Genomic DNA, 12,379 nt, shown 5'->3' on the forward strand with positions numbered 1-12,379 from the left:
ATGGTCCAGAACAATATCAACCACGGGCTCAAGGTGGTGACCGTACTGGCCATGATATTTTATGTACCGAGTATGCTGGCCACCCTGTATGGCGTGAACACGACCTTGCCCTTTCAGAAAACCCATTGGATTTTCTGGGTGATACTGTGTTTGGGGCTAGGTATTTCCGGGGGATTGGCCGCATTTTTCAAACGCAAGGGCTGGATATGATCGGGCAGGAGTCTATAAAGGAGAGGCAGGATGCTGCACTGGTTTGACGATAAAACGGATGCCCAGCTGGAAATCACCAGTGATTTTCAGTGGCCCCCCCGTGCCACCTGGATTCAGGTGGTGGCACCCAGCCAGGCCGAACTGGAATTTGTCGCCAAACATCTGCAGGTACCCGACTATCTGTTTCAGGACGTTTCCGATGAAGACGAACGTCCGCGTCTGGAGCGCGACGGGGATGTGGCCCTGATCATTTTGAAAGTACCGGCCCCCATGCAGGACGATGCGGAACTCCGCTTCCGGACCCTGCCGGTAGGACTCTGGCTGCTGCCCCAGCAGATGGTCACCGCCAGCGCGCATCCCCTGGCATTATGGGACGAACTCCGCAGCCAGCGTCAGCGCGGCAAAATCCTCCATGTCCGGGGGCTGCTCGCCGAAATTTTCCAGGCTATTGCCCGGGATTTTCTGCGGGCATTGCGCCTCATCAACGCCGAAATTGCCGCCACCGAAAAAATCCTCCGCGACTCGCAGAACAATAATGAATTTTTCCGGCTGCTGGCGCTGAACAAAAGTCTGATTCTGTTTTCTGCCGCGCTCAAGGGCAACATTTCCGTGGCCCAGCAAACCCTGCGCTTGCCCATGCTCCTTCAGGATGAAGGCGATCTGGAAGACATTGCCGATGCCCTGATTGACTTGCAGCAGGCCCGGGATATGACGGAAATTTATGCATCCACCATTACCAACATGATGGATGCTTATGTGGGCGTACTCCAGAACAACATCAGCAACACCCTGAAAATCATTACCGCCTGGACCGTGGTGGTGGCATCGCCCGCTACGGTGGCCAGTATTTACGGGATGAACGTTCCTTTACCCCTGCAGGACTGGACTTATGCCTGGCCGGTACTGATGGGCGGGGGTTTTCTCATTTCCGGGCTGCTCTTTGTATTTTTCCGCAAAAAAGACTGGATCTGAGGCAACGATGACGGCCCGTTATTTCGACATGGCGGTTGGTGACTGGAATTCCAGTACATCTTGCACGGGTCCGGGATTATTTCTGCTCAACCCGGAACAGGCCCCCTCCTGCAGCGGACTGGGAAATCTGCTGCGCCATAGTGAAGACCAGCGCCTGTATTGTGAAGGCGAAGAAATCATCCTGCGGCTGCCCGTGGCCCTGCTGGAAGAAGATGCCCGATTTGGGACTGTCGCACGGGTAAGCCACCTGATTGTGCAGCACGACAGCCCCGAGCGTCTGGTCATCATCGCTGAAGACGCCCTGCTGGCAACCCTGCAGCAGGATTGGCTCGGCAGCCTGCAGCAAAATGCTCGTGGCGATCTTCTGCAAAGAATTCTGCTCAACATCATCTACAGTCATGAACGGGTCGCCCGGGTGTTGGTGGATCGTCTCCAGGAACTGCGTATGGCCCTGAAAACCGCCATGGGTAACCGTGAGCTGCGCGAAATTGTGGTCCTGAACCGGGATCTGGGAGAACTGGTCATCGCCTTGCGCGAAACCGGACTGATTTTGCGCGACGCCTTGCGGGCCACGCCCGGCGATGCTTCGACTTATCCCTTGCTGGATGCTGCCCTGCGCGAACAACGGCGCATGGAAGATGTCGTCAATCTGGTCTATGAGCGTTATTTGACCGTCACCAATGCCTACAACGGCATCATTCAGAATAATGCGCATACCGTCATGAAGGTCATGACGGTATGGCTGGCGCTGCTGATGATGCCCATTGCCTTTATCATGCCTTTTCACATGATGACCATTCTCCCGCTGGAACACTGGCATTATCTGTGGTTCGGCCTGCTTGCCTATGTTTTCGGAGCCACCCTGATGTTTGCCATCTGGGCCAGAAAACACGGCTTTTTTGCAATGTAGGGAGAAGCGGGACATGCTGCGAATTACGCGAGACTGCCTGCTTTCGGGCAACGCCAACCGGCGCAGCTGGATGGCCCTGGTCAATCCTTCGGCCCTGGAACTGAGTCAGGCCGCCATGACGCTGGATATTCCCGAAAGCTTTCTGCGCAAACGCCTGGAAGGCGAGGCATCGCGGCCGCTGATCAAGGAAGAACGACTGATTTCCCTGCAATTTCAGGTGCCGATACCGGAAGATGGGCGCATCGGCCAGTTTTCTCTGGTGCCTCTCAGCGTTTATTTTGTACCGGGTTATTTCGTGACCCTGGCGGATCAGGAAATCCCCTTTCTCAACCAGCTGATTGATCCAGATAAACCACGTAAACGCTGGGAACTTGTCCTGCGCATCATCGCCGAGGTGACCCGCCTGTACCTGCCCACTGCGCGCGCTGTGGCCCGGGAAATGGCCATGGTCGAACGGGATTTACGGCAGGCCCAGCGCCATGATGTGGTGTACCGGGGACTGGATATTCACGACCGCCTCCTGGCCCTGGATCTGGGCTTGCTGCAACTGGAGTATGTGGTCAGTGAAATCGGTCTGTTCCTGCCCAAGGAAGATCACGATCTCGTGGAAATTCATGAAGATACGCGAATTGAACTGTCACAGGTTCGTGATCAGGTGGACAGCGACCAGGAAACCATCAATGAATTGCTGGAATCTTACGCTTATGTGGTGCACAACAATGTGAACCATCTGTTCAAATTCATGGCGGCACTGATTATTCTGGTCACCATTCCGTTGTTCATACCGGGCGCGGCGGCCATGAACGTCCCCCTGGGACCGCTACCCCACTGGCGTTATGGATTTGTCGCCGTCACCGGCGGCCTGGTACTGGTGGAAGCACTTACTGCCTGGATATTTTACCGCAAGGGCTGGTTACGGCTGGATTAGGGTTTTTTAGACAGCAACGACTCCGCCAGCAACTCCAGCCAATGCCGGACCGGCAGCTCCGTACCCCCCTGTAAATGCAGCTGGCAACCGACATTGGCGGTAGCAATAGCGCAGGGTTCGCCCTGTTGCAGGGCGTCCAGCTTTTGCTGACGGAGTTGCCGGGATAAATCCGGCTGCAAAATGGAGTAGGTGCCGGCTGAACCACAACAAAGATGCGCATCGGCAACCGCCGTCAACTGGTAGCCTGCGCGTTCCAGCAAGGCTTCGACCTTACCCTGCACCCGTTGCGCATGTTGCAGTGAACACGGCGCGTGAAAGGCCAACGGGCCACGATTTTTGTGCTCCAGTGGCAGGGCTTCCAGGTGTTCGAGCAGCCATTCACTGGGGTCCCGTGCCAACGCCGCTACTTGCCGGGCTTTTTCGGCATAATCGGGGTCGTTTTGCAGAGCCTCGGCATACTCCTTGACCATACTGCCACAACCACTGGCGCTCAGCAGAATGGCCTCCGCACCGGCTACGATATGCGGCCACCAGGCATCAATATTCCGACGCATGTAATCATGCGCTTCGGCGCGGGCGTTGAGATGCAAACTCAGGGCACCACAGCACCCCGCCTCGGGGGGAACTTCCACTTTATAACCGAGCCGGTCAGCAATCTGCTCCAGGGCCGCTTCGGTTTGCGGCGTCATGACGCTTTGCACACAACCCGCAAGGGCAAGCACCGTGGGCCGGTGGTCGGACGTCGCAGCTTGCAGCAGATGCGGCACCGGAAGCGCTGTGCCAGGCCATTCGGGTATGTTCCGGGCGAGGGCTTCCGGCAAAAAGGGTTTGAACAGGGTCCCCAGTTGCAGCGCCAGACGAAAACGCGCGGGATGAGGAACCACCGCACGCAGCATATTGCGCTTCAGGCGCTCGAGGGCCGGACGCGGAATTTCGTTTTCCAGATGTTCACGGCCAATTTCCGCCAGGCGGGCATAGCGTACCCCGGAAGGACAGGTCGTTTCACAAGCGCGGCAAGTCAGGCAACGATCAAGATGTTTGAGGGTTTCAGCGCTGGCGGGCGTGCCGGCCAGAAACTCCTTGATGAGATAAATACGGCCACGGGGGCCGTCCAGTTCGTCACCCAGTAACTGATAGGTGGGACAGGTTGCCGTGCAAAAACCGCAATGGACGCAACTCCGCAAAATACTGTCCGCTTCGACAATATCGGCGTCATTCTCAAAACGGGGAGCAATCCGGGTTTGCATAGGCTTCTCTATAGGGCCGCGTACAGGCGACCAGGATTCAAAATACCGTGCGGATCAAACGCATTTTTCAGGCGTTGATGCAGGGCGAACAGGGCTGGCGGCAAAGGCTGGAACACCTCTTTGGCATGGTCCCCGCCGCGAAACAGGGTGGCGTGTCCGCCATGCCCAGCCGCCAGCGCCTGCAGGGCGCTGGCATCCCGTTGACCGCGCAGCCAGCGCTGTCCACCACCCCATTCAATAAGCGTCTGTCCGGGCAGAGCCAGGGGGGGCGTGGCAGGTGCTACGGCCAGCCGCCAGAGTGCTGCGCTTCCCTGAAAAAATACATGGCGATGTTCACGCAGATTTTTCCAGAAAAGGATGCCGTCGTTTTCGTCCAATACCGCTCCACCGATTTTGCTCTGCGCCGCTGCTACGGCTTTCTCCGTCCCCGACAGACGCAGGTACAAGTGGCTCCCATCCCAGGCACTGGCGGACAAGGGCAGGGGCTGGCCCGCCCATTGATTCATCCGGACAATGGCCGTAGCCATGTCGGTGTCGTGTACCAGGGTGAGCTCCCGCTCGGGACGCGGCAACACTTTGATCGTCACCTCCAGCAAAATGCCGAGGGTACCCAAAGACCCTACCAGTAGACGGGATACATCATAGCCCGCCACATTTTTCATGACCTGTCCGCCAAAGCGCAAAGATTCTCCCAGACCATTGAGCATGTGCACACCCAGCACGTAATCCCGGGCAGAACCCGCATAAGGCCGCCGTGGACCGGAAAAACCACAGGCCAGGGTGCCACCGATCGTAGCTTCCGCCCCGAAAAAAGGCGGCTCGAAGGGCAGCATCTGGCCAGCTTCGGCCAACTGTTCCTGCAAGGTCTGCAGGCTTGTCCCGGCCCGCAGGGTCACAAACAGTTCACTGGGTTCGTAATCCACAATCCCTTGATGCTCGCGCAATAGCAACGGTTCCGCATCAGCAGTTTTTCTGCCGTAAAAGCGCTTGGTCCCGGCCCCCTGAATCTGCAGGGGACGCGACTGCTGAAAGGCTTCGCGGACCTGTTCCTGCAAACGCTCGCGCTGATCCATCTTAAAAGCGCTCCAGTTCCGGGAAAGGTAATTGACCATGATGCACATGCATGGCTCCCAGTTCTGCGCAGCGATGCAGACTGGGGACGGCCTTGCCTGGATTCAGCCGCCCTTCGGGATCAAAGGCCGCCTTGATGCGGTGCAACTGGGCCAGCTCGGCAGGCGTAAACTGGGCGCACATGCTGTCCAGTTTTTCTACGCCGACACCGTGCTCTCCGGTGATACTGCCGCCGACCGCCACACACAGTTCGAGAATGCGCTGACCGAGGGCTTCTGCAGCATGCAACTGCTCTTCCACATTGGCGTCATAGAGGATGAGCGGGTGCAGGTTGCCATCGCCAGCGTGAAACACATTGGCGACCCGCAAACCATATTCGGCCGACCAGATCGCGATTTGTTCGAGAACTTCCGCCAAACGCCTGCGCGGGATGGTCCCATCCATACAGTAATAATCCGGGGCCAGACGACCCACCGCCGGAAACGCAGCCTTGCGGCCTTTCCAGAGTAACAGCCGGGTTTCGGCATCAGCGGCAATACGGATGCTGGTGGCCCCTTGCCGCTGTAACAACTTTTCCACGGCGCGCAGGCGTTCCTGAAGTTCTGCCTCGGTCCCATCCAGTTCGCAGAGCAAAATGGCAGCGGCATCACGGGGGTAACCGGCATGCACAAAATCTTCGGCGGCTTCTATGGCGAGTTGGTCCATCATTTCCAGCCCGGCCGGAATGATTCCTGCCGCAATGATGGCACTCACCGCATCTGCTGCCGCCACCACCGAGGCGAAAGCCGCCAGCAATACCAGGGTATTTTCGGGAACCGGCAGCAAGCGCAACGTACATTCGGTCACGATACCCAGCAATCCTTCCGAACCCATCATCAGCGCCAGCAGATCATAGCCGGGACTGTCCGGCGCCTGACTGCCGATCTCCAGACGTTCGCCCGATGCATCCAGCACTTCCAGAGCCAGCACATTGTGGACCGTCAAGCCGTATTTCAGACAATGTACCCCACCGGAATTTTCTGCCACATTGCCGCCAATGGTACAGGCGATCTGGGAGGAAGGATCCGGCGCATAGTACAGGCCCATGGGCCGCGCTGCTTCACTGATGGCCAGATTGCGCACCCCCGGCTGCACCCGGGCCGTACGGTTGCTGGTGTCCAGCGCCCGAATCTGCTTGAGTCGCGCCAGGGAAAGCACAATGGCCCCGGCGCTGGGACGAGCGCCACCGGATAAGCCGGTGCCCGCCCCTCTGGGAACCACCGCTACACCATACTGCTGACAGATTTTCAGAACAGCCTGTACCTCTGCTCGATGACGGGGGAGGACCACCGCCAGAGGCAGCTCCCTGAGCACCGACAAACCATCACATTCGTAAGGATGCAGGTCCTCGCTCTGCGTCAGCAGGCCATCGTCCGGCAATAGGGCGCGGAGGGCGCTGAGAAATGCGGCATGATCGGAATCAGGACTGCCCGCCATGAGTTGCGCCCGTCACCGACCGCGCAGGCGACGCCGTGCCAAGGCAAGACTTTCGGCATCCCCGACGTTACCGGGAAATATCACCACCGGCAGATCCGGATAGCGTGGATGATCATGCGGACACTGAACCACCGAGCAGCCGGGCAAAATCTGCCCCATGACCCGCGCCTTGCGCAGCGCCAGCCCGCTACTCAGAACATCATTGGACGTGATACCACCCTTGCTGATGAGGAAACCCAGATCTTCGGGCAGACCACGCAGCAGATCCATGAGAAAAGCCGATACGGTTTCACCGAAATCCAGACGTGTCGCCTGATCGGCAAACTGGCGTTCACTGCGGCTGGTAAAAATCACCAGATCCAGGCCCTGAGCGTGAAGCCTGGCGGCCTGATCGAGAAGATGGGTTAACTGCTTCTTGCCCGCCTCCCCGCTGCAGGCATCCACCTCTACCTCCAGTCCTTGCAGGCCTGATTCCTCCAGCAAGCGGCTGAGCTGCTCGGTGGTTTTACGCACATGAGAACCGACCAGAATGGCTCCGGCTTTACCCCCGCGTACCAGTTGTGCCATGTTTTCCGCAGATACCGGCTGGGGCGGCAGATCGGCCAGTGCGGTCAGCAAGCTGGCCGCACTTCGGAACAGAAAACGCTTGCCCTGCCCGGCAGCAGCCCGCAAATCCCGGGCAAAGGTGTGCAGATCTGCCGCTTCCACGGCGTCCACGACCACACAGGTATTATTTTTGAGTGCCAAAAGCTGCGCCAGGCAACCGGCGCGCAAATCCGCCAGACGCAAGCGTTGCACCTGCTCCGCAGGAATGCGTCCGTGGGTTTTTTCGGCCACATAATCGGGCAGATAACTATGCTGAAAGGCAAACACCGAATCCCGGGCAAATTCGGTTTCATGGGCGGGAACTTCTACCCCGTTCTGGATGACATAATGGGTGCTGTCACGGGTAATGCGCCCCCCTTCAAAAAATGCCGGAACCAGAAAATGCGCATCAAAAGGTCCCAATTCCTCGGCCATCACATCAGTTTCGACCGGATAATGGCCACGCAAGGTCGAATCTGAACGGCTCACCAGCAATGGTTGCATCGGCTGTCCGTTATTGGCCACCTGCTCCAGAGCCACATGCAGGTTGCGGCAGATTTCCCGGGTGACCTGTTCGGCACGGGCGGCGCTCATGCCCCGGGTATTACTCAAAACAAAAAAGAGCGGGGAATCATCCTGCAAGGCTTCCCGCAGGGTCTCAGGATCCCATCGGGTCAGCAGCAGGCAGGAATGGACCGTCTGCGAGCCGGTGGGATCATCATCAATGACGATGATTTTGGTACGGGTTTCCCGGGGATTACTGCCCACCAAAACTCCGCACATTGCTGAGGATGGCATCCGCCGTAATCCCATTGAAAGCCATCAGTTCATCCGCGCTGGCGGTGGTTTCACCGCGCTGCCAGGCCAGGGTATCGCGATGCGCCGCGCGACTGCGCAAAAGTACCGGCTCCAGCGCTCCGGAACCGCCACCGCCGATGGTCAGTAACATGTCGCCGGCAAACAACTGGTGGAATTCCGCATCGGCCATGAAATCCGTATCCGGCTCGGATACGGTATGCGCAGCCACATCCGAGGGGCGATACAACTGACGGGGATTGATGACGGAAACAATGCGCACCCCGTACCCTTCTTTTTCCAGGATCTCGCGGGCGGCGAACACCGGCATCAACACCATGTCTCCGGTAACGGCAAAAGTTACCGTGCCGCGCGTGCCGCCAGCCCCTTCATAAAGAACTGCAGCGCCCTTGCGGACTGCCGCACGCGCTTCGGCCATGCTCAGATGCACGGGCAGCGGGCTTTTCGAGGCAATGATAATCATCGACTTGTTGACGCTATTCACGGCGTATTCATAGGCGGCCTGGATGACGTTGGCATCCGTGGGATAGAGCAGAAACACATTGCCATTGCGCATTTGCGCGGCGAAATAGTTTTCGATTTCCGGACGTTGGTGGGTCCAGCCGTTGCGGCCCTGCTCCAGGGCTCCCGCCGTGAACATGCATACCGTCGAGGGAGTCTTGCGGCGCAGCTCGGCCATCGCCTGACCCACCGTCTGCATAATCGGCCAGCCGTTGATGGCAAAGGACTCATAGGACAACCACAGAGAACGACTGCCAAACAGGGCCAGACCCGCTGCCAGACCCGCGCAGGCATCTTCGTTGAGGGGCTCGTAAACCTGCCCTCCGGGCTGCTGGTTGTAGAGCGGATCTTCCGTGGGATGGCGGATTTTCAGGGCATCATTAATGTTCTTCATGGCTGAAGCTTCATTACCATCGGCATTGCTCACCACAAAGCGCGGGTCCTGCTGTCCCAGCCAGGCGACCAGTGCGCCCATGGCGGTGGCCGGCACGGCCTGTTCTCCGACGGCAAAATCCTGCAGGGGAAACTCACCCAATTGGGCGATTTCCAGCACCTGCTCGGTCACCACGGTTTTGGCAGCAGGACCACCTCCGGCACGGGAGAAGTTGTCGCGGACCAGCGCCCAGGCCTCCGGACTCAGTGCACGCTTTTGCAAGGCAGCTTTTATTTCCGGTGACTCAAAAGTGTCCTTGGGATACAAATTGTGGGATTTTGCACCGGAGACATGCACCCCGGCACCCTTCAACTGTTTGAGGATGAAGGCGGTGTGACGACCATTCAAGGCATTTTGCGCGGCCTTGGCGGCAGCACTCAGGACCGCTTCCATGAAAGCCATGCGTTGCCCGAAAGAGAAGCGCGTGGAATCCACATAGGCGCCTTCCTGTCCGGCATCATCATAATCCTTGGCATCAACCAGAATGACCTCATCAAAGTCATGCGCCCGCCAGTAGGCGATCATTTCCGCGTTGCTCATCAGCGAGACCATGGAATGATGTTCCTGGCTGAAACCATTCCAGACCAGAATCGGCAGATAGTTGGTCACCCGGGGATAGGCAAAGTGAAAATGTTTCATGGAGCTCAGTACATACGGTTCGCCAAAGCCGCCATCGCCGATGGTGACCGGGAACAGCGTGCCGGGATGCAGCAGTGCTCCGGCCATGGCGAAATGTTGCCCCTGTCCCAGCGGACCGGCAGGCGCCAACAGACCCGGAATGGCACCGGAGAGATGACCCAGCAGACCATGCTGTTCGCGGAAGCGCGCCATCATGTCATTCATGTTCTGAATGCCCATGGCTTCCAGAGAGCGATCAAGAAACATGGCACTGTAAAAGCCGGGCGCGTGGTGCCCCACTTCCGTGACAATATTGGTATGACCAAGCATGACCATGGCCGCATAGGCCTCCGCGCTGGAGGCAAAACCCCCGGGATGACCGGACGACTTGGCGGTACAGACCTGCAGCGTGCAATAACGCAGAGCATCGGCCAACAACAGCGACTGGTACACCGCCTCCCGTGCCTGGGGGTTCGCAATCGCCTTATGATCCGCAGCAATGGCAGAGGATTTGCCGTATTCGTCGAAATCCGGCCAGTTCTCACCAAAGTATATCATTCCCGCACAAAACTCGGGGGCATTGGTGGGCAAAGTATTTTGCTGGGTCATAACGGGCTTCCTGTAGCTAAAAATATTGCGCCCACTCTAAGCAGGATCACAGAAATCCGCAATAGAGCGGGTTTTTGGTATTGAATTCAATCCTCTTCTTCGCCGTCTTCGCCGACTCTTCTTTCGCCCTTGAGGGCAATGCTGAGATTTTTCAGCTTACGATACAGATGGGTCCGTTCAAGCCCGACGATTTCAGCGGTGCGGGCAATATTCCAGTCATTGCGCGCCAGATGATACTCAAGGAAAGCCCGTTCAAAGCGTTCGCGGGCGCGTTTGAGGGTACCGCCGAAGTCGTCCTCGTCGAAGTTGCTGTTGGCGAGAGCCATGCGGTTATCCAGACCCAGCGCTCCTTCGATTTCTGCCGCACTGATTTCCGGACCTTCGGCCAGAATCAGCAGGCGCTCCACCAGATTCTGCAGTTCCCGAACATTCCCCGGCCAGGGATAGTGGTTGAGAACATCCATGCTGTCCGGCGCAAAACGACGGCCGGGCAGGCCATCCCGGGCACCATAAAACCGCACAAACTCTTCAATGAGTACCGGGATATCCGCCGTCCGCGCTGACAAGGGCGGAACCCGCAAGGGCAAGGCACTCAGCCGATAGTACAGGTCACTGCGAAACTGGCCGTTTTGTACAGCCTGGGATAAATCATGGGCACTGCCGGCAATGACCCGCACATCGACCGGTACGGGGGTACTGCCGCCCACCCGAATGATGCGTTTTTCCTGCAAGGCTGAAAACAGACGGGCCTGGGTTTCCAGATCCATATCGGCTATTTCGTCGATGAACAGGGTCCCGCCATGGGCGACTTCCAGACGTCCACGAATGAGCTTGCCCTGGGTTTCATTACCAAAAAGTTCCGTAGCCACATTGGGCCGGGCAATGGCGGCAGCACGCAGGTCCACAAAAGGCCCCTGTGCCCGACGGCTCTGCCGGTGCAGATAACGGGCCGCAACTTCCTTGCCGCTTCCCGCTTCGCCGAGCAACAGGGCCCAGGAGTCAACCGCAGCGACTCGGGTGAGCTGTTCCCGAAACTGGCGGATAGCCGGACTATCCCCGCTGGGCCGTTCTACCCAGCCGGTTTGGGCACGCAGGTCGCGATTTTCGCGCTGCAGGCGGCTGGCCTCCAGAGCGTGGGCAACCGTCAGCAGGGTTTTGTCCAAAGACAGCGGCTTTTCGACAAAATCATAAGCACCCAGCTTGGTCGCCTGGACAGCGGTTTCAATGGTGGCGTGGCCGGACATCATCACCACGGGCTGCTCCAGACCCGCATCCGCCCAGCGCCGCAACAGGGTGATGCCATCTTCACCGGGCATCCAGATATCCAGCAGGACCAGATCCACCATCTGGTCGCGCAGAAATTCTTCTGCCGCCGCCGCACTCCCCGCCGTTTGTACCTGATACCCTTCATCTTCGAGAATATCCGCCAGGGTCTGGCAGATATCGGGTTCATCATCGACGATCAGAATCTTCAATCTTGCCGCTTCCATGCCACCTCCAGAAAATCCGGGTCAACCCAGGGGGAAATCCATTACAATCCGCGCGCCACCATTAAGGCCCTGATTATCGGCAACAATCACTCCGCCATGCTCTTCGACAATGCGGCGGACAATGGCAAGGCCCAAGCCCGAGCCTTTGACCTTGCTGGTCACATAGGGCTCAAATACCCGGGCCAGGAGTTCTGCCGGAAAACCAGGACCGTCATCCATTACGCTCAACTCTAGCATCTTTGCCGAGCCGCTGTCCGTCAAGCCGGTACGAATCAGAATATGTTTTCCGGCAGGGCCTTGTTCCGTACCTTGCAGCGCATCCATGGCGTTACGCAGCAAATTGTTGAGAATCTGGCGCAGGCGATGCACATCCGCGCGAATACTGGGCAAATCCGCAGCCAGCTCCGCACGGATTTCAATACCGTTTTCCTGCCCTCGATAGAGGTCCAGAACATCGAGAATCAAAGGATTGATCTCCAGCGGCCGAAGCTCGATTTGCGGTTGCCGGGCATA

At 58.1% G+C, this 12,379-nt stretch carries 11 protein-coding genes; 4 read left to right on the forward strand and 7 right to left on the reverse strand.

Going from position 1 to position 12,379, the window contains the following annotated elements; all coding sequences use genetic code 11:
- From AC2VLY_RS08470 to AC2VLY_RS08485, 4 genes are all read left to right on the forward strand, one after another.
- Positions 1–210 (forward strand): CorA family divalent cation transporter (locus tag AC2VLY_RS08470; RefSeq protein ID WP_486922095.1); only part of this gene is annotated, 210 nt, incomplete at its 5' end.
- Positions 211–240: 30 nt separating this feature from the next.
- Positions 241–1,182, forward strand: a complete 942-nt coding sequence (locus AC2VLY_RS08475; RefSeq protein WP_193650278.1) for a magnesium transporter CorA family protein — start codon at positions 241–243, stop codon at positions 1,180–1,182.
- Positions 1,183–1,189: 7 nt separating this feature from the next.
- Entirely contained in the window at positions 1,190–2,092 is a 903-nt protein-coding gene (locus tag AC2VLY_RS08480; RefSeq protein ID WP_486922096.1) for a CorA family divalent cation transporter, read from the forward strand.
- Positions 2,093–2,105: 13 nt separating this feature from the next.
- On the forward strand, positions 2,106–3,020 hold the full coding sequence (locus AC2VLY_RS08485) for a CorA family divalent cation transporter (RefSeq protein WP_193640031.1): 915 nt from the start codon (positions 2,106–2,108) through the stop codon (positions 3,018–3,020).
- Here the strand turns inward: AC2VLY_RS08485 and glcF are convergent.
- The 7 genes from glcF to AC2VLY_RS08520 all read right to left on the reverse strand — a co-directional run.
- The gene (gene glcF, locus AC2VLY_RS08490) at positions 3,017–4,267 is read right to left on the reverse strand and encodes a glycolate oxidase subunit GlcF (protein ID WP_486893058.1); all 1,251 of its coding nucleotides are present in this window, start codon (positions 4,265–4,267) and stop codon (positions 3,017–3,019) included. The two genes, AC2VLY_RS08485 and glcF, sit on opposite strands and share 4 nt — an antisense overlap.
- Positions 4,268–4,275: 8 nt before the next feature.
- Positions 4,276–5,340: a glycolate oxidase subunit GlcE gene (gene glcE, locus AC2VLY_RS08495; protein WP_486922097.1), complete on the reverse strand. Its 1,065-nt coding sequence runs from the start codon at positions 5,338–5,340 to the stop codon at positions 4,276–4,278.
- Between the two features lies 1 nt (position 5,341).
- Complete coding sequence (locus AC2VLY_RS08500) at positions 5,342–6,814, reverse strand: FAD-linked oxidase C-terminal domain-containing protein (protein ID WP_486922098.1); 1,473 nt, start codon at positions 6,812–6,814, stop codon at positions 5,342–5,344.
- A gap of 12 nt (positions 6,815–6,826) precedes the next feature.
- Positions 6,827–8,167, reverse strand: a complete 1,341-nt coding sequence (locus tag AC2VLY_RS08505; protein WP_486922099.1) for a four-carbon acid sugar kinase family protein — start codon at positions 8,165–8,167, stop codon at positions 6,827–6,829.
- Positions 8,157–10,376, reverse strand: a complete 2,220-nt coding sequence (locus AC2VLY_RS08510) for a phosphoketolase family protein (protein WP_486922100.1) — start codon at positions 10,374–10,376, stop codon at positions 8,157–8,159. Before AC2VLY_RS08510 ends, AC2VLY_RS08505 begins: the two co-directional genes overlap by 11 nt.
- A gap of 86 nt (positions 10,377–10,462) precedes the next feature.
- Positions 10,463–11,866, reverse strand: a complete 1,404-nt coding sequence (locus AC2VLY_RS08515; protein ID WP_193650272.1) for a sigma-54-dependent transcriptional regulator — start codon at positions 11,864–11,866, stop codon at positions 10,463–10,465.
- 21 nt (positions 11,867–11,887) lie between these two features.
- A partial coding sequence (locus AC2VLY_RS08520) for a sensor histidine kinase (protein WP_486892916.1) occupies positions 11,888–12,379 on the reverse strand: 492 nt, incomplete at its 5' end.

This window comes from Acidithiobacillus sp. TH-A36, assembly GCF_057473445.1.